General features: G+C 58.7%; 15 protein-coding genes. 5 read left to right on the top strand and 10 right to left on the bottom strand.

Translation table 11 applies throughout. The features are described from left to right. The first annotated feature begins 4 nt into the window (after positions 1 to 4). The 5 genes from ROLI_RS17115 to ROLI_RS17095 are packed head-to-tail and all read left to right on the top strand — an operon-like array spanning position 5 to position 5,161. Complete coding sequence (locus ROLI_RS17115) at positions 5 to 1,600, top strand: ABC transporter substrate-binding protein (RefSeq protein WP_187431119.1); 1,596 nt, start codon at positions 5 to 7, stop codon at positions 1,598 to 1,600. Beyond that, entirely contained in the window at positions 1,601 to 2,659 is a 1,059-nt protein-coding gene (locus ROLI_RS17110) for an ABC transporter permease (RefSeq protein ID WP_187431118.1), read from the top strand. It begins immediately after the preceding gene. Continuing rightward, entirely contained in the window at positions 2,659 to 3,567 is a 909-nt protein-coding gene (locus ROLI_RS17105; protein WP_187431117.1) for an ABC transporter permease, read from the top strand. The genes ROLI_RS17110 and ROLI_RS17105 overlap by 1 nt, the downstream gene beginning before the upstream one ends. Beyond that, positions 3,567 to 4,424 (top strand): ABC transporter ATP-binding protein, encoded by an 858-nt coding sequence (locus tag ROLI_RS17100; protein WP_187431146.1) that lies wholly within the window; start codon positions 3,567 to 3,569, stop codon positions 4,422 to 4,424. Before ROLI_RS17105 ends, ROLI_RS17100 begins: the two co-directional genes overlap by 1 nt. Continuing rightward, complete coding sequence (locus ROLI_RS17095; protein WP_187431116.1) at positions 4,421 to 5,161, top strand: ABC transporter ATP-binding protein; 741 nt, start codon at positions 4,421 to 4,423, stop codon at positions 5,159 to 5,161. The genes ROLI_RS17100 and ROLI_RS17095 overlap by 4 nt, the downstream gene beginning before the upstream one ends. A 52-nt stretch (positions 5,162 to 5,213) precedes the next feature. Here ROLI_RS17095 and ROLI_RS17090 read toward each other — a convergent pair whose 3' ends face one another. From ROLI_RS17090 to ROLI_RS17045, 10 genes are all read right to left on the bottom strand, one after another. After that, entirely contained in the window at positions 5,214 to 8,168 is a 2,955-nt protein-coding gene (locus ROLI_RS17090) for an EAL domain-containing protein (protein WP_187431115.1), read from the bottom strand. 354 nt (positions 8,169 to 8,522) lie between these two features. After that, positions 8,523 to 9,062 (bottom strand): flavodoxin domain-containing protein, encoded by a 540-nt coding sequence (locus tag ROLI_RS17085; protein WP_187431114.1) that lies wholly within the window; start codon positions 9,060 to 9,062, stop codon positions 8,523 to 8,525. A gap of 185 nt (positions 9,063 to 9,247) precedes the next feature. Beyond that, positions 9,248 to 10,522, bottom strand: a complete 1,275-nt coding sequence (locus tag ROLI_RS17080; protein ID WP_187431113.1) for an amidohydrolase family protein — start codon at positions 10,520 to 10,522, stop codon at positions 9,248 to 9,250. After that, a complete protein-coding gene (locus tag ROLI_RS17075) occupies positions 10,522 to 11,466 on the bottom strand; it encodes an ABC transporter permease (protein ID WP_187431112.1) in 945 nt (314 codons plus the stop codon). The genes ROLI_RS17080 and ROLI_RS17075 overlap by 1 nt, the downstream gene beginning before the upstream one ends. 1 nt (position 11,467) lies before the next feature. Further along, a complete protein-coding gene (locus ROLI_RS17070) occupies positions 11,468 to 12,517 on the bottom strand; it encodes an ABC transporter permease (RefSeq protein ID WP_187431111.1) in 1,050 nt (349 codons plus the stop codon). Then, positions 12,507 to 14,039: an ABC transporter ATP-binding protein gene (locus tag ROLI_RS17065; RefSeq protein WP_187431110.1), complete on the bottom strand. Its 1,533-nt coding sequence runs from the start codon at positions 14,037 to 14,039 to the stop codon at positions 12,507 to 12,509. The genes ROLI_RS17070 and ROLI_RS17065 overlap by 11 nt, the downstream gene beginning before the upstream one ends. 6 nt (positions 14,040 to 14,045) lie before the next feature. Then, on the bottom strand, positions 14,046 to 15,062 hold the full coding sequence (locus ROLI_RS17060) for a BMP family protein (protein ID WP_187431109.1): 1,017 nt from the start codon (positions 15,060 to 15,062) through the stop codon (positions 14,046 to 14,048). 135 nt (positions 15,063 to 15,197) lie between these two features. Further along, complete coding sequence (locus ROLI_RS17055; protein WP_187431108.1) at positions 15,198 to 16,793, bottom strand: gamma-glutamyltransferase family protein; 1,596 nt, start codon at positions 16,791 to 16,793, stop codon at positions 15,198 to 15,200. A 202-nt stretch (positions 16,794 to 16,995) separates the two neighbouring features. Continuing rightward, positions 16,996 to 18,072, bottom strand: a complete 1,077-nt coding sequence (locus tag ROLI_RS17050; RefSeq protein ID WP_187431107.1) for a DUF2793 domain-containing protein — start codon at positions 18,070 to 18,072, stop codon at positions 16,996 to 16,998. 88 nt (positions 18,073 to 18,160) lie between these two features. Continuing rightward, positions 18,161 to 19,063 (bottom strand): hydrogen peroxide-inducible genes activator, encoded by a 903-nt coding sequence (locus tag ROLI_RS17045; RefSeq protein ID WP_187431145.1) that lies wholly within the window; start codon positions 19,061 to 19,063, stop codon positions 18,161 to 18,163. Between the last annotated feature and the right edge of the window lie 135 nt (positions 19,064 to 19,198).

Raw genomic sequence — 19,198 nt, 5'->3', positions numbered from 1 at the left:
TAAAATGAATGCTTTTAACAGACTACTGACGAGTGCTGCGATCGGCCTTGCGGTGAGCGTATCGTCCTTTGCGGCCTATGCTGAAACACCGGCGAACATGCTGGTGATCGCCAACCGGATCGACGATATCACGACGATTGACCCAGGTGAATCGTTTGAATTTGCGGGCTCGGATGTCATCCGCAACATCTATGGCCGTTTGGTGAATTTTGACCCGCTGAACCTGGACGCCGGATATCAACCGGACCTTGCAGAAAGCTGGGTCGTGAGCGAGGATGGTAAATCCATCACCTTTACCATGCGCGAAGGCGTGACATTCCACTCCGGCAATCCGGTGCGCGCCGAGGACGCCGAATTCTCGCTGCGCCGGGCGGTGATCCTGAACAAGACACCCTCGTTTATTCTGACGCAATTCGGCTTCACCGCGGAAAACGTAGAGGACACGATTAAAGCTGAGGGCAACACGCTCACCATCACCACCGACAAGAAATATGCGACGTCTTTTGTCCTCAACTGCCTCACCGCGACAATTGGCGGGATCGTGGACAAAGAACTGGTCATGGCCAATGAGGTCGACGGCGACATGGGCAACACCTGGCTCAAAACCAACTCCGCCGGGTCCGGTGCTTATAAGCTGGTTGGCTGGAAACCAAATGAGAGCGTGACGTTGGAATCCAATCCTGACTTCTATCTCGGTGCCCCGGCGATGGAGCGTGTGATCGTGCGCCACGTACAGGAAAGCGCGACACAGCGTCTCTTGCTGGAACGCGGTGACATTGATGTGGCCCGCAACCTGAACCCCGAAGACATTGCAGGCGCGCGGCAAGCCGAGGGCGTCGCCATTGATGACGAATTGCGTGGCCGTCTGATGTATATTTCGGTCAATCAGAAACACCCCGAACTGTCCAAGCCGCAGGTTCGTCAGGCGATCAAATATCTGGTCGATTATGAGGGGATGCAAAACAGCTTTCTGAGCGGCCAGTGGAAAATTCACCAGAATTTCCTGCCGGGCACCTATCTGGGGTCCGTCAACGAAAACCCCTTCTCGCTGAACATTGAAAAAGCCAAGGAACTATTGGCCGAAGCCGGTGCCGGTGAATTTGAGATTGAAGTCGGCGTGCGCGAAGCACAGGAACGCATCGAGATCACCCAGTCGCTGCAAAATACCTTTGCACAGGCGGGCATCACGCTGAACATCACGGTGGGGACAGCCAAACAGATCCTGTCACGGTATCGGGCGCGTGAATTGGACATGTATATGGGGGCCTGGGGTCCAGATTACCCGGATCCGCACACAAACGCGGGGACCTTTGCGTTCAACCCCGATAACACCGAAGAGGCCGGTGCGACTGGCCTTCTGGCGTGGCGCAATGCCTGGGACACGGATGGGTTGACGGAAAAAACAGCCGCCGCTGTTATTGAAAGCGACCGTGATACGCGTGCGACGATGTATCAGGACATCCAGGCCGAATTCCGCGATGTCGCGCCCTTTGCGATCCTGTTCCAGAAAGTCGAACAAACCGGACGCGCGGAAAACGTGGAAAACCTGAACCTTGGCGGCGCGATTACGGCGGTATCCTACTGGCCTGTGACCAAGTAAATGGCGCTGAGCGATAACACTTCGGAGGGGCGTCTTGCGGCGTCCCTCCCCGGGTGGCTGAAAACCACCCTTCTTACGCTGGGCTCCATCGCCGTAACGATGTTGGGCCTGATGTTCATTACCTTCGTCATCGGTCGGGTCATGCCGATTGATCCTGTGCTCGCCATCGTCGGCGAACAGGCCAGCAAAACGACCTATGACGCAGCTTATGAAGCTCTGGGGCTGGATCGTCCCATCATCGTGCAATTCGCCATCTATGTCTGGGATGTGCTGCATGGTGATTTTGGCAACTCCCTCCTGACCGCGCGCCCGGTGGCCGATGATATCGCCCGCGTCTTTCCCGCCACGCTGGAACTGGCGACGCTGGGCGTGACCATGGGCATTGTTTTGGGCGTGCCTCTGGGTGTTGTTGCGGCTGTGCGACAGGGATCCTGGATCGACCAGATCGCCCGCGTCATTGCCCTTGTCGGATATTCCATGCCGATCTTCTGGCTCGGCCTCATGGGTCTTTTGGTGTTTTACGGTATTCTCGGCTGGGTCGGTGGTCCGGGCCGTGTCGGTATTTTCTATGTCGATGTCGTGCCAAGCGTCACTGGCATGATCCTGATTGACAGCCTGCTGGATGCAAATTGGGAGGTGTTCAAGAACGCTTTCAGCCATATCATCCTGCCCGCCTCCCTGCTGGGATATTATTCGCTGGCCTACATCAGCCGGATGACGCGCTCCTTCATGCTTGAACAGTTGAGCGCGGAATACATCACCACGGCCCGCGTAAAGGGTATGTCGGAGTGGGATGTCGTTTGGAAACACGCATTTAGAAACATCCGCGTGCAATTGATTACCGTGATCGCGCTGAGCTATGCAAATCTGCTCGAAGGCTCCGTGCTGACCGAGATCATCTTCTCCTGGCCGGGTATCGGCAGCTATATCACCACCGCCCTGCTGAGCGCCGATATGAACGCCGTGCTTGGGGGCACCGTCGTTGTGGGGCTGATCTTCATCCTGCTCAATATTTTCTCTGACCTGCTCTACAAGGTCTTTGATCCGAGGGCGAAATAATGGCCGACCAAAGCTTACGCGCCTGGCTTCTGACCGATACCCCGACCTCGCGCCGTCACGCCAAACTCTCCGCCCTCTATCAAGGCTGGCTGTCCTTTCGCGGCAATACCATGGCGATGATCGGCCTTGGTATTCTGTTGGCTTTGGTGCTGATTGCTGCCGCAGCACCCGTGCTGGCCCCCCATGATCCTTACGCGCAGGATCTGGGCAACCGCTTGGCACCGCTCTGGAGCGAGGGGCATGTTTTCGGCACAGACAGCCTGGGGCGCGATATCCTGTCGCGTCTGATCTATGGCGCGCGTATCACGCTCTATATCGTCGCTTTGGTGGCCTTGATCGCGCCTGTCGCGGGGCTGTTGGTGGGGACGGTGTCGGGTTATGTGGGCGGTTGGACCGACACCATATTGATGCGGATCACCGATATTTTTCTGGCCTTCCCGCGTCTGGTTCTGGCGCTGGCTTTCGTGGCGGCGCTGGGGGCGGGGATCGAAAATGCGGTGCTGGCGATCTCCCTGACCGCCTGGCCGCCTTATGCGCGGATTTCGCGGGCGGAAACTCTGACCATTCGTTCGTCCGATTACATCAGCGCAATTCAGTTACAGGGCGCGGGTGCCCTGCGCATCATCACCAAACATATCTGGCCGCTGTGTATTTCGTCGCTGATTGTGCGTGTGACGCTGGACATGGCGGGCATCATTCTGGCGGCGGCCGGCCTTGGGTTCCTCGGCCTGGGCGCGCAACCCCCGAGCCCGGAATGGGGCGCGATGATCTCTGAGGGGCGACGCTTTATCCTCGACTACTGGTGGGTGGCCACCGTGCCGGGTCTTGCGATTTTCACCGTTTCTCTGGCGTTCAACCTGCTCGGCGACGGGCTGCGCGACGTGCTTGATCCAAAGGCAGGTGAATGATGAGCCCCTTGTTGGACGTTGAAAACCTCTGGGTGAAATTTCCCTCCCGTCAGGGCGTTTTTGATGCGGTGCGCGGTGTGTCATTCACGCTGGGCCGCGAACGCTTGGGCATTGTCGGCGAAAGCGGTTCCGGAAAATCCATGACCGGGCGCGCGATCCTGCGCCTGATCCGTCCACCGGGAATTGTGCAGGCGGATCACATCAATCTCGAGGGTGTCAATTTGTTGAAAAAATCGGAAAGGGACATGCGCGCCGTGCGTGGCCAGCGGATCAGCATGGTCATGCAGGACCCGAAATTCTCGCTGAACCCGGTGATGACCATCGGGGATCAGATCATTGAGGCTTACCGTTTGCATAATGCTGCGTCCAAATCCGACGCCTACCAAAAGTCGCTGGACATGCTGGAAGCGGTCTCCATCCGTGACCCGGAACGGGTGATGCGCGCCTATCCGCATGAAATGTCAGGCGGAATGGGGCAGCGGATCATGATCGCGATGATGTTGATCCCGAACCCCGAAATCCTGATTGCGGATGAACCCACATCGGCGCTGGATGTGTCTGTGCAACGGCAGGTTCTGGATATTATGGACAAGCTGGTCAAAGACCGCGGGATGGGTCTGATTTTCATCAGCCATGATTTGAATCTGGTGGCTGATTTCTGTGATAGGGTGCTGATCATGTATGCAGGGCGCGTCGTCGAGGTTTGCGATGCGGATAAGCTGCATGACGCAAAACACCCCTATACCCGTGGGTTGCTGAATTCCTTGCCCCGCCTTGATGCGCCGCGCGCGCGCCTTGAGGTTTTGGAGCGCGATCCCGAATGGTCGGTGGCCCCAAGCGTGAGTGGGCGTATATGAAGATGCTCGAAGTGAAGGGGTTGAACGTCTGGTTCGGAACCCAGCGGGATCGTGTGGACGCCGTAAAAGACGCCAGCTTTGAGGTAGGGCAGGGTGAGAGTTTTGGGTTGGTCGGCGAAAGTGGGTCGGGCAAATCGACAATCCTGCGCGCCATTACCGGCCTTGCGCCGGATTGGTCGGGCGACATCGTGGTTGAGGCGGCGGCCATCGGCAAAAAACGCCCAAAGTCGTTTTTCAAAACCGTACAGATGGTGTTTCAGGACCCCTACGCCTCGCTGCACCCGCGCCACTCGGTCGACCAGGTTCTGGGTGAAACGCTTTATCTGCACGGGTTTCGCGACATCGACGCGCGCGTCGTGAAACTCCTGGAGGATGTGGGTCTGGGGCAGAAGTTCCGCTTTCGATACCCGCATCAGCTCTCCGGTGGCCAACGCCAACGTGTCGCGATTGCGCGCGCTCTGGCACCTGAACCTGAACTGCTCTTGCTGGATGAACCCACCTCGGCGCTGGATGTGTCGGTGCAGGCCGAGATCCTCAACCTGCTGGCGGATTTGCGCGCGGATCGGGGGCTGACGTATCTGATGGTGTCCCATGATCTGTCTGTGATCGGGCATATGTGTGACCGGCTGGCCGTCATGAAAGACGGCAGGATTGTCGAGATCATGGACGTGGAAGCACTGCGGCAAATGGAGGCCAAACATGCCTATTCCCAGCAGCTCCTGAAGGCATCGCTCTGACCTTTGGGCATGCGCCCGGATCGTGCTGAGGGGTCGGCCGATATGTGCCTGCCTATTTCCATCCGATCACACGCAAATCGAGCCCCTCTTGCAGATAGGTACATAGGTCCGGCAAATTGAGGGGGCGTGAAAAATAATACCCCTGTAGTCTTTCCGCCCCCAGTTCAGTCAGAATACGCGCCTGCTCTTTGGTTTCCACACCTTCGGCCGTAATATCGATGCCCAGGGCAACGCCAATTTCGATGATAGATTTGACAAGACGCGCGGCACTGTTGCCCTCCTCGATCGGGACGATCAGACGGCGGTCGATCTTGAGCCGGTCCGGTGCGATTTTCTGAAGCGCGACAATGGAGGCGCGCCCGCTGCCGAAGTCATCGACTTCAAGTGTAATGCCCATATCGCGCAGCAAATCCAACTGCATCATGAAGGCATCGCTTTCCTCTTCAAGAAAGATCGTTTCCAGCAATTCAAAGGCAACTTCACCGGAATAAGAGGCCGCAATACGTCCGATTTTGGTAATTTCTTCGAATTGAATGCGCTTTGCGCTGACGTTGAAAGAAAGGCTTGGCAGGTGTTTTAGATCTGAGAAGGCCCCCTCACATTCCGCAATGGCCTTTTCAAATATCACCTGGTCAATGTCTGCCACCACGTTCAAATCTGAGGCAACCGGAAGGAAATGATCCGGTGCCAATATGCCCTTCGTGGGGTGTTTCCAACGGGCCAGGGCTTCGATGCCAACAACCTCGCCCGTATTCGCCGCGATCTGTGGTTGGTAATAAGGCAGGAATTCAGAATCTTCGAGCGCGCGCATGATATCATCCGCCAAAGCCTTCGTGCGTCGCATTTCTTCGATATCGGATTGGCTGAAAACCGCGACCTGACCGCGTCCGGCGCGCTTTGCCTTATAGAGCGCCACATCGGAATTCGTCAGCAGATCGGATTCCTCGGCAAGGGGGGTTTGCGATATCCCGATGGACGCGCCAAAGCGGCATTTGCGGTCGCGAAAAAAGGAGGGTTGGAACAGATCCTCCAGCAGCGCGTCCGCCATTTTTTGCGGCCGGTCGCTTTCACCCGGCAACCATAGCAGGATTACGAATTCATCGCCACCGATCCGCGCCACGACGTCCTGTGGCCCGACATTGGCACGAATGCGGTCCGCCACATCAATCAAGACGTGGTCGCCAGCCGCATGACCGATGGTATCATTGATTTGTTTGAAACGATCCAGATCGATATGTAACGCGGCAAGTTCGCCGCCTTCGATTTTACGCCTGCGCGAGAGCTCCTCGAATTTTTCCGACAAGAAACGCCGGTTGCCCAGTCCGGTCAATTGATCATGCAAGGCCTTATGTGTGATCTGCTGGTTTGCCTCTTCGAGACGCTTTGCATATTTTTCAAGAGCGCGTCGCTGGCGCACGGATTCGGTAATGTTCAGCCGCAGCACGACGACTTCGCCATTTTCGGAGCGAGATCGGATGATGCGATAATGCATGTCGTTGTCAAATTCGAGTTCTTCCATCTTTTTAGATGGCATTTCAGGGGTGTTATATTCACTTATCCAGTCATTTTCCCGACCCTTTGCCGCAGGAATATGTCCGTTGTTCACCGCCAGGCGCAGGACATCATCAACGTTCATTCCGACCCAAACGTCGGCTGGATTATCGGTCAATGTCGACACGAAAGCAGGGTTCCAGGTCAGCAGGTTCAAATCGCGGTCGTAAATGGCAAAGGGGTCCGGGAAGGCGTTGATCGCCGATACCAGACGGCTTTGTGTCATTTCCAGATCACGGCGCTGACGCACCAATTCGGTTGTATCAAGACGCACCACAACGAGGTCACCATTGGAGGAATAGGAACGCAAGACCCTATGATGGCGATCGCCGTCAAGTTCCATATCCTCAACAAGCAGGGTGTCCTCGCGCGATTTCACGAATTGCGCCAGCCACGCCTCCTCTCGGCCCCGGGCTTCCGGGAAGCGGTCGTTGGAAAGCCCGACCCGCATCGTATCTGTCAGGGACATCCCGGCCTGTAAGTCGTGGGGATCCTCCGTCAGCGCGGCGGCGTATTCCGCGTTCCAAACGACAAGGTTCAGTTTATCGTCATAAATGCAGAAGGGTGCGGGGTAGGCACCGATCGCTGACAAGAGGCGCGCCTGGGTCTCCTCGGCGTGGCGCTTTTGGCGCACAAGTTCGGTGATATCGAGGCGAATGATGACCCAGTCGCCGTTTTTTGCCTTGCTGCGCAACACTTTGTGATGGATGTCACCGGCAAGTTCGAGCTGTTCGTTCAAAAGTACAACGCGGTTAGAGCTTAGCAATTTGTCCAGAAATTTTTCGCGTCCCTCAGGTGGAATAATCATGCGGCCACTGTCGAAAGCCTCATTCATAGCGTCGCGCACATGCATACCGGGCTTGATGGCATCAGGTCGCGTTGACATTGATTGCTGGTAGGCGGTGTTGCAAACCACCAGTCTCATATCCTTGTCGTAGATGACGAAGGGTGACGGATAGGCATTCATCGCTGATAGCAGCCGGGTCTGTGTGTCCAGCAACTCACTGTAAGTGCGGTCTTTTTCTACAAGCAATTGGCTGCGTTCGGCCAGGGCGCGTTCGGCTTCCCGTTCGCGGTCCACAAGGTCGCTGATGTTGTGGAAGACCGCGCAGCTGTACCGCCCTCCCTTGTCCTCATCCTCGACGACGAAAAACGACATGGTGGTCCAGAATGTGTGTCCTTCGCTGTGTAGGCAGCGTGCATTTTGACGAAAATGCTTCGCACCGGATGCGAATTTCGGCGCAATGCTTGCGACGTATTCATCCCATTGATCCGGATCATGTATGATATTAACGGGTTTCCCGATCAGGTCTTCCCGGCTGTAGCCGAAAAGCTCGCAAAATCCGTCGTTTACATACACCAACTCAGCTGTCGGCTCGTCGGGTCTCCGAAAGCCGATACACACCGCATCCTGCGTTAGCGCTAAGAAATCTTGTAAGATTTCAGAGAGTTGCATCCGTCCGCCTTCGGTTTGGTCACCCCAGTCTAAGTGTGATTGGTGCGTCGTAGTTACAGCTTGGGATTGAACAAAGAGTGAACCGGTGGTCGTAATGCCGCGATTTTCTCACACCTGGCACACCGTGTTCGGGATCTGTCGGGAGCAGCTTGCCTGGGGGCAGCACGAACGCGCAGAGGCACCTGTCATCGCCAATCAGGGTTCTGGGATCGTCCGGCGTCATTACAATGGCAGATGCATCAAGGCCCGGATCACATTTTCCGCCATTCTGTCGGCCCGATAAACCGATTTTGGCGCAAGTGATCCTGAGGCACTGCCGTCGGTTGGCACGTGGGGTTGCAGATGGCGCAGGGCTTATTGCACAGGCACATCAATCTGGACAAAACGCGCCACCTCTTTCGTCAAGGCCGCCCAGTCGGTAAACTCCTGTTCGTCCACGGATGGGTCATAATCCTTGCCGCGCAGCACGACATGTCTGAGCACCTGCATCGCATAGTAATCATAGTGGTGCGATCTCACAGCCCCGGCCACCAGCATTTCTGCGTTTGGCGTGAATTTCGTGCGCATTTTCAATTCAGTGACGTATTCACCAGCCTCAGCCAGACACTCCTTGAACGCTGCGCTCAAGCTGACCGAAAGCAGCAAGGTATCGCAGTCATTCAATTCCGCGCGGTGGGCCGCAAGAAAAACCTCAAACGTCTCCGGGTGTCTGCGCTCATGCACGGGGGCCGCCAGGATCACCTTTTTGATACCGTCAAAAGAGACCTGCGCGGTTCTTTGTTCCGTGTCGGCAAGTGTGACATCACAGGAAGCGTCGCGGAGTTGCGTTTCGATGACCTGCGCGATTTTCCCGGTTTGGCCTTCGACGGTGGCATAGACTAGTAGAACGGACATGGCTGTCTCCTGTTTGTCGGGAGCGTGTTTAGGCGGGAAAACCCTGTCGAATGCCGCGCCCAACCGGTCGCTCTGATGGGCACAAAACTAGCGGTATGGCAGCGCGCGCGCCTTGTCTTAGATCAAAGATGGGCAGGTTTGGGAGGGAGCATTTGGGTCATGCGCAAACACGTGCCGGGTCGGGATCATCTTGCAAGCCGCCTGCGCATCTGCGCCGGGCGTCCGGGCAGACAAAGGGTGGCGTCCCCTCTTGGCGTCTGGCTGATCACCTTGCCTTTGGCGATCACGCACAGGCGGTTTGCCCGCAATCGCAGCGCTTGGATCGGGTCCTGTGCGTCCAGAACCACCAGTGACGCCTGCGCGCCCACATGCAGCCCATAACCCTGCAAGCCCATTGTCTTGGCGTTATTGATCGTCACCATGTCAAAGCAACGGCGCATCTCTTCGGGGCTGGTCATCTGCGCCACGTGCAATCCCATGAAGGCCACATCCAGCATGTCGCCGGTCCCAAGCGAATACCAGGGATCGAGCACGCAATCCTGCCCCCAGCCGACGTTGATGCCCAGGGCCTGCATTTCTTTTACACGCGTCAGACCGCGGCGCTTGGGAAAGGTGTCATGACGCCCCTGAAGCATGATATTGATCAACGGGTTTGGGATGGCGTTAATCCCGGCCTCCGCGATCAGCGGCAGCAGTTTGGAGACATAATAATTATCCATCGAATGCATGGAGGTCAGGTGCGAGCCAGTCACGCGGCCCTGCAAACCAAGCCGTTGCGTCTCATAGGCCAGCGTTTCGATGTGGCGCGACATGGGATCATCGGTTTCGTCGCAATGCATATCGACCTGAAGGCCGCGCGTGGCGGCGATTTCGCAAAGCTCGCGCACCGATGCCGCGCCATCCGCCATGGTGCGTTCGAAATGCGGGATGCCACCAACCACATCGACGCCCCTATCCAGCGCGCGGATGGTATTGTCGCGCGCGGTCGGGTCGCGGTAAAACCCGTCCTGCGGGAAGGCAACAAGTTGTAGGTCAATGTAACCCTTGACCTTTTCGCGCACCTCCAAGAGCGCCTCGACGCCCAGCAGACGATCATCGCAGGTGTCCACATGGCTGCGGATCGCCAGCAGACCCATGCTGGCCGCCCAATCGCAATACTCGAGCGCGCGCGCGACGACGTCTTCATGGGTCATGACCTGTTTCAACTCGCCCCAAAGGCCGATCCCTTCGAGCAGGGTGCCCGACGCGTTGATGCGCGGCAGGCCATAAGAGAGCGTCGCATCCATGTGGAAATGCGGATCGACAAAGGGGGGGCTGACCAGATCGTCGGTGGCGTCGATGACCTGCCCGGCTTCGGCCTCGGAGAGGTTGTCGATGGCGGCGATCTTATCACGCTTGATGCCGATATCGGTACGTGCACCGGTGGTCAGCGTGCCCCCCTTGATGATCAGATCGAACATCAGCGTTCTCCTTTGTTGAACGGCACCATCAGGGCGGCGGGAACCTCGGCGCGGCGCGACACCAGAACCAGGGCCAAAATGGAGAGGACATAGGGGGCCATCAGGAAAATTTGATAGGGGACAGCAGTGCCGAGGCTGGTCTGTTGCACGCGGATTTGCAACGCGTCAAAGGCCGCAAAGAGCACCGCGCCGAGGAGCGCCTTGCCCGGTCGCCAGGCCCCGAAAACCACCAGAGCGATGCAGATCCAGCCACGCCCATTGACCATTTCAAAGAAGAAGCTGTCAAAGGCGGACATGGTCAGGAACGCCCCGCCTACGGCCATGAAACCGCTGCCGACAATGACCGCGCCGATGCGGATCGCGGTGACGGAGAGGCCTTGAGCGGCGACGGCAGAGGGGTTTTCACCCGCTGCGCGTACCGCGAGGCCAAGGGGCGTACGATAGAGCGTGAAGCTGACTATTAGGACCAGCAGAAAAGCCGCATAGGTCAGGGGTGTTTGATGGAACAGCGCGGGGCCGATCAGGGGCAGGTCGGACAGGCCAGGGATCGCATAGGGCTGAAAGGCCTCGATCTTGGGCGGGCTTGTGACTTCGGGCAGGGCAAGGCGGTAGGCGTAATAGGTCGCGGAGGTCGCCAGCAGCGTGACGCCGAGGCCGACCACATGTTGCGAGAGGCCAAAGGGGACCGTCAGCGTGGAATGCAGCAGGCCAAAGAGCATCCCAACCGCCATGGCCACACCGATGCCCATCCACAGCCCGGTGCCGGAATAGACGGCCATCCACCCGGCAAAGGCACCCGCGACCATGATGCCCTCGATGCCGAGGTTAAGCACGCCCGCGCGTTCGCAGATCAATTCGCCCAGCGTGGCGAAGATCAGCGGGCTGGCAATGCGGATCGCAGCGGCCCAGAAGCTGGCGGAAAGGAGGATGTCGAGGATTTCCATCTCAGTCCCTCACCACGCGAAACCGGCTCAGCATGATCGCCAGCACCATCAGGAGAAGGGCGGTGGCCAGCATGATATCCGCCAGATAGGTCGGCACATTTGCGGCCCGGCTCATACTGTCCGCACCCACGAAAATGCCCGCCACAAAGAGCGCAGCGAAGATGACGCCAATGGGATTGAGCAGCGCCAGCATGGCCACGATGATGCCCGTATATCCAAAGCCCGGCGACAGATCGAGGGTGAGGCTGCCCTTGAGCCCCGCGACCTCGGAAAACCCTGCGAGTGCCGCAAGCCCGCCCGAGAGCAGCGCGGTTTTCATCAGCACAGCATTGACCGGGATACCGGCAAAACGCGCGGCTTCGGGATTGTTGCCAACAGCGCGCATCTCATAGCCCAGAGTGGTGCGGGTCTGGATGACCCAGATGGCGATCGCCGATAGGATCGCGAGACCAAAGCCCCAGTGAAGGCGCAGCCCTTCGACGATGCGGGGCAGGCGCGCCTCGGGCAACACGCGGGCGGATTTGGGCCAGCCCATGCCCATCGGATCCTTGAGCGGGCCTTCGAGCAGCATCGAGATGAAGAGCAGGAAGATGAAATTGAACAGCAAGGTCGTGACGACCTCATCCACGCCGAAGCGGGTTTTCAGCAGGGCCGGGATGAGGAGCAGTATGGCGCCCGCTATCACGGCACTGAGCGCAAGCAGCGGGAGCAGGAGCGGGCTGGGCCAGGCGAGCAGCCCGGTGCCCAGAACCACGGTGATCAGAGCGCCCGCATAGAGTTGCGCCTCGGCCCCGATGTTCCAGAATTTGGCGCGAAAGGCGACGGCGGCGGCCAGACCGGTGAAAATCAGCGGGGTTGCGCGGTTAAGCGTTTCGAGGATCGCGAATTTGGAGCCGAAAGCACCGTCAAGGATGAGGCCAAGGACAGAAAATGGATTGCCCCCGGCGATCATGGCCAGCAGCGATGCGATCACCACGGTGGCGACGATGGCGAGCGCGGGCAGGCCTAGGCGGCGTGGCAATGTGGGGTTGGCGATGGGTTCAAGACGCATGGGCGGTCTCCTCGAACCCTTGGCCGGCCATCCAGATGCCCAATTCGGGCGGGGTCATCTCGCCACGCGCAAATTCGGGCGACAAGCGCCCATCAGCAATCACATGGATCACATCGCAAAGCGCCATGATTTCATCGAGGTCTTCCGAGATAAGCAGGACCGCCGCGCCATGATCACGCGCGGCCAGAAGCTGGCTGTGCACATAGTTGACGGCCCCGATATCAAGGCCGCGCACGGGTTGATTGGCCAGGATGATCTGCGGTGCGGCCTCCAACACGCGACCCAGGATCAGTTTTTGCATATTGCCACCTGACAGCAGGCGGATACGGGTGTCCGCACCGGGGCAGCGCACGTCGTATTTATTAATGATTCCATTGGCATAGAGACGCGCAGCGCGCCAGTTGAGCCAGCCGAATGCGCTGAAATCGGAGGTATTATACCGTTCCAGTATCGCGTTTTCGGTCAGGTCGAAATCTGCGATGGTGCCGGTCTTGTGCCGGTCTTCGGGGATGCGCGCCACACCTTTGGCCACCGCGTCCCGCGCGCTCCAGCGGGGCGGTTGTTCCCCGTTCAACGTCAATGTGCCGGATGCCGGGCGGGTCATCCCGCCGACCAGATCGGCCAGCGCCGCCTGCCCATTGCCGGACACGCCCGCAAGCCCCGTGATCTGACCCGCGCGCAAGGAGAGAGAGACGGATTTTAACCCCGGCGCGTTGCCGATATCGGGCGTGCTCACCCGGTCCATATGCATCAAAACGGCACCTGGGGTCGCGGGCGCGATCTGCGGGGGCGCGGTGCTAGTCCCCATCATCATCGCGGACATCGCCTTTGGATCGGTGGCCTTGGTGGCGACCTCGCCGACGAGTTTGCCATGGCGCAACACCACCGCGCGGTTCGAAATCGCCATGACCTCATGCAGCTTGTGGGAGATGAAAATGATCGACAGCCCGTTGCCGATAGCCTTGCGCAGGGTCGCGAAAAGATCATCGGTTTCCTGCGGTGTCAAAACGGCGGTGGGTTCATCGAGGATCAGGATTTTCACATCGCGGTAGAGCGCCTTGAGAATCTCGACCCGTTGACGTTCTCCCACCGACAGGGTGGCGACGCGCGCATCCGGGTCTATCTTGAGTTGGAACCGTTCCGACAGATCGAGAATGCGTGCCCGCGCCGCCGATGTACCGGAACGCAGCGCAAAGAGCGGCTGCACCCCCAGCGTGATATTTTCCAGCACGCTCATGTTCCCGGCCAGCGTGAAATGCTGATGCACCATGCCCACACCGGCATCGATCGCCGCACGCGGATTGCCCGGTGGCAAGGTGTCGCCAAACACCTCCACGCTCCCGGCGTCCGCCGTATATTGGCCGAACAGGATGTTCATCAATGTGGTCTTGCCCGCGCCGTTTTCGCCAAGAAGGGCGACGACCTCACCCCGGTTCAGGGTCAAGCTGATCGCGTCATTCGCCACCAGCTTGCCGAACCTCTTGGTTATGCCGTTCAGGCGCAGAACCGCGTCCCGTTCCATGTCAGATCAGGACGATTTGGGTTCTTCGTCGTTGATCGTGACCGTGAAAGCACCGGATTTGATTTCCTCGGTGCGTTTGGCCACAAGCGCCATCACCTCCGCGGGGACCTTGCCCTCAAATGTGCCGAGCGGTGCAAGCGATGTGCCGCCTTCCTTCATGAAGGAATATACGCCATAATCCGCCGCTGTGAAGGTACCCGCCTGCACTTCGGCTATGGCTTTGTCCAACGTGGGTTCAAAATGCCAGATGGCGGAGGCGACGACCGTATCGGGATAATCGCTTTGCGTATCAATGACGTTGCCGATGGCCAGAATGCCTTGCTCTTTGGCGGCATCCGATACGCCGAACCGTTCCGCATAAAGCACGTCCGCACCGTTTTCGATCATCGCAAAGGCGGTTTCCTTGGCTTTGGGCGGATCAAACCAGCTGCCGATGAAGCTGACCTGAAACGAGATGTCGGGGTTCACTTCCAGCGCGCCCGCCATGAAGGCGTGCATCAGCCGGTTCACTTCGGGGATCGGGAAGCCACCGACCATGCCGATATTGCCGCTCGTGGTCATGGAGCCCGCAATGAGGCCTGATAAGTAAGAAGCGTCCTGGATATAATTGTCAAACACCGCGAAATTCGGCAGGGCTGCGTCTTCCTTGAAGCTCGAGCCCATGAGGAAAGCCACGTTGGGGTATTCGGCGGCAACCTCGCGCGCTTCCTGCTCGGCCCCAAACACCTCACCGATGATCAGCGTGTTACCGGCCTCGGCATATTCGCGCAGCACCCGCGCGTAATCCGTGTTGGAGACGTTTTCGGAGAAGGTGTAGTCAATATCACCGCGTTCCTGCGCGGTCAGGGCGGCCTTGTGGATGCGGCTGACCCATTGTTGTTCGACCGGTACGGTGTAAATACCGGCGGTCTTGATCGGATCGGCGGCAAAGGCGCGCGATGTACCCAGTGCGCTGATCATCAGCGCGGACCCCGCAGTGGTGGTCATGAAGCGGCGGCGATTGATACGGTTATGTGTCGTCATTTGGACGTCCCCCAGTTGTTTGCGCAATCAAGCACAAGAATTTACCACTTGGTCAAGGACCAAAGCGGCACCCTGCCCGAAATGCTCCCTGGGGTTGCATGAAACGCTGTAAAGGCGGGCAGGTGGCCTCCCGCCTCAGAAGCCGATTGCCGCCCCATCCTTGCGCGGGTCCGATCCGGCGACATAGCCGCGTCCGGGCAGGCGCGCGATCAATTGCGCACCGCCAAAGCCGAAAGCGTTGTCCGGTGGCTCGAGCGACAGATCATGCCCCAGCGCGCGCAGGGCCTCCAGCGTTGCCACCGGCAGGCTCGTCTCGCAGGCCACGCCCAACCCATCGGTGACGCGCCAGCGCGGCGCATCCACGGCCATCTGCGGGTCTTGCCCGAAAAGCTGCGTGCGCAGCACCATCTGAACATGTCCCTGCGCTTGCATCGGGCCGCCCATGACGCCGAAACTCATCAAGGGCCCGTCCGACCCCATCAGAAAGCCGGGGATGATCGTGTGAAACGGGCGTTTGCGCGGTGCGACGCAGTTTTGATGGCTCGGGTCCAGCACAAAGCCCGCGCCACGGTTTTGCAACGACACACCCGTGCCGGGGACCACCACGCCCGAGCCGAAGCCCGCGTAGTTGGATTGGATAAACGACACCATCATACCTGAGGCATCCGCCGCCGTGAGGTAAACCGTTCCGCCCTGTTTCGGTGCGCCCGCCCCAAAGTTGATTGCGCGATTGGGGTCAATCTCACGCGCCCGCGCGGCCAGATAGCCGTCATCGAGCATATCCTCGACGGTGATGTTCGCCATATGATCAAGGTCGGCGACATAGGCCTCAGCATCGCGCAGCGCCAGTTTCATCGCCTCAATCTGCAAGTGCATCGCGCGTGGATCATCCGCGTCCATGTCCCGGATATCGGTCTGGCCGAGGATACCCAGACCCATGAGCGCCGCGATCCCCTGTCCGTTTGGAGGAATTTCATGCAGGGTCACATCATCGAAGGATTTCGAGATCGTGCCGCACCAATCGTTTTGATGCCCGGCCATATCATCCATGCTCAAAGCGGCATCATGCTTTTGCGCGAAAGCGACGATCTTTTCGGCGATTTCACCGTGATAAAAGGCACGTCCCTTGGTTTCGGCGATCAATCGCAGGCTGCGCGCGTATCCGGGGCTGGTAAAGTATTCACCTGCGCGCGGGGCGCGTCCCTTGGGCAGGAAGGTTTCGGCAAATCCGGGCTGATCGCCCAACTGTTCCGCGGCGCGCGCCCAAAGCGTGGCAATGATGGGGGAGACCGGAAAGCCGTTTTCCGCATAGCGGATTGCGGGCTCGAAAAGCATCGCGAAATCCAGCTTGCCGAAACGCTCGGAAAGATCCACCCAAGCCGACACCGCGCCGGGCACAGTGACGCTTTCCCAACCTCTGAAAGGCATGTCGGTGTGTGCGGCAAAACGCTCTGGCGTCCAGCCTGCTGGAGAGCGGCCCGAGGCGTTCAACCCGTGCAATTCCTGACCATCCCATAGAATCGCGAATGCGTCCGAGCCTATGCCATTGCCCGAAGGCTCGACCACCGTGAGTGTGATCGCGGCGGCCAGGGCCGCATCCACCGCATTGCCACCGCGCGCCAGCATTGACAGCCCGGCCTGAGTCGCCAAAGGGTGCGAGGTTGCGACCATATTATCGGCTGCCACGGGAGATCGGCGCGAAGGGTAATGGTGGTTTGAGCGAAGCTGCATCTGGTCCTCCAAGGCGCATGAGCGGTGCGGGCTCTTGGTGCCTTTTTGCGCGTGATTAGGCAAGGGGGAGGTTACAGCGTCGTGAGAGGGCGGGACCTGAGTAAAACCGGGCGCATCGCTGGTGCGGCGTTGGAAGGGGCAGGGTCGTGTTGGGGCTGGCCCGACGTGCGTCAGGCCAGCTTCCGCTGTTAAATCCGGCGTATCAGCCGACCTTGAAGCCCCAAAAGCTCGTCTGATCGGCCAGGAAATAGCCGTCGAAATCCCGCAAACGGCCCTGAAGCTCTACCGTGTCCCCGGCCGCAAGCAGCACCATGCCCTGAATGTTGAGCGTGGTTTGCTCGGAGACATGTGCTCCGGTAATTTCTCCCAACGCACCGGTGATCACATCGGTGCCGTTCACCACAAGCTGCGCGCCCATGCGGGCCTGATCGGAGGTGTTCTGCTTGAAAGTCAGCGCCGCGCCAAAGAAATAGGTGCCCGCAACAGGGGCGATAAAGCTGTTCGTGGCTGTGTCAAAGCTGCTCTGATCATTGAATTCGGTCTGGTTGATCGCGATTTTCGTCCAGGTATCCGCAGCGACATAATTGTCAAAATTGCTGATCCCCTTGAAGCGCGGCAGGTTGGGTTGATCCACCACGCCGCTGGCGGCATCCACAATGAACCCATCGTTGAAACTCACCCCATCCGCAGAGGTTGAAAGGCGCAGGTCGTCGCTGCCGAACAACCCGAACAGGGCGCGCGTGCCGAAATCCTGCTGAAACACGAAACCGGTGTCATCGGGCGTGGCTTCCTTGTTGAGGGTGGTGATCATGCTGCCGTTGCCCCCGTCGCCGAGGTAGAGGCCGGTCCAGAGCGCGGCATTCAGTTTGGCCGCGAAGGGTGTGGAGGGCAGGGAGGTCATGCCCAAACCAAAGGCTTCGATGTCCTGCACCTCGGCGTCGTCCAGGTCGATCCATTCCGCTCCGTCATGCACAATCAGCGCCTCGCGCCCCATGACAAAGGCGCGCCATCCCGCATTTGGCGTGAAAAACTGCCAGGCGCCGTTTTCATAGAGCGCCACATCGCCTTCGTGGGTTGCCCATGCGCCTGTGGCCACGTCATCCACAATATAGCGATCCCCCTCCGTGGGGGTGGCGGGGGGAGCCGCCAGATCATCTGACAGAACCGCAAGTTGGGTGACGACGTCCAATATGCGCAAGGCTTCGTTATGGGTGACGTGCTTTTGGGCCTGGCTTGGTTGAATGAACGGCAAAGACAGGCTGCTGGAGGTATCGGCCATTGGATTTCCCTGAGAAATTTTGATCAGACCGTAAATTGCGTCAAATCCATTGCAGCGCACTTAAAGCAGCGCGCGGTGCGGTTAACACTCAGGGGCGGTGAGGAGCCTCCGCACAGCTCTTCACGACCTCGGCGATCTGCATCAACTGTTTGGCCAGCGGGCTGGTCTTGCGCCAGATCATACCGATCTGGCGGGCGGGTTGAGGGTGCGGGAAGCGTGCCACACAGACCGCAGCGGAGCGTGTTTCCACCGGCAGGGCCATTTCAGGCAATAGCGTGACGCCAATGCCCGCCCCCACCATCTGTACCAGCGTGGAGAGCGAACTGCCATCCAGCCCCTCGCGCGGCAGCGCCGTTTGCAGGTTGCAAAACGACAGCGCCTGATCGCGGAAACAATGGCCTTCTTCCAGCAGAAGCAGGCGCATTTCCTGCAACATGTCGCGATCCGGTATCGGTTTGCCCGCGTCCGTATCGGGCCGGATCAGCACAAAATTCTCCTCAAAGAGCGGAATTTCGGTGAAGGAGGGTTCGGATATGGGGAGCGCCAGGATCGCCGTATCAAGGCGGCCCTCAGCCAATTCGCTCAACAGTTTTGGGGTCATGGTTTCGCGCACGTGGATGTCCAGTTCACCGTAAAGGCGGCTGAGGTTTCCGATCAAGCGGGGCAACAAATAGGGCGCTATGGTCGGGATGATCCCGATCCGCAGCCGCCCGGCGAGACCGTTTTGGGAGGCGCGCGCCATGTCGCCCAATTCATCAACCGCGCGCAGGATGTCCCGCGCACGCCCGGCAAAATCCTCTCCAAATCCGGTCAGGCGCACTTGCCGGGGGCTGCGCTCAAACAGCGGCGTGCCAAGAGTTTCCTCGAGGTCCTTGATCTGCATCGACAAGGCGGGTTGCGAGATATTGCAGGCTTCGGATGCACGACCGAAATGGCCTTGCAACGCGAGCGCCTCGAAATAGCGTAACTGTTTGAGCGTTAGGTTATTCATCATTTTTTCTTATCGCCTTCATCAGAAGATTCAACTTAAAACTATTCTAAGGTTTTGCTACACCTCTCTCAGGACGGGAAAGGGAGTCGGCGGTGTCGGTTGCAAAATGGAATGAATTTGCAGTTTTTATGACCG

The sequence above is a fragment of the Roseobacter fucihabitans genome (genome assembly GCF_014337925.2).
In the GTDB taxonomy this organism is placed as follows: domain Bacteria; phylum Pseudomonadota; class Alphaproteobacteria; order Rhodobacterales; family Rhodobacteraceae; genus Roseobacter; species Roseobacter fucihabitans.
Note: the sequence above shows the minus strand (reverse complement) of the source record. Positions and strands in the feature narration are given on the sequence as shown.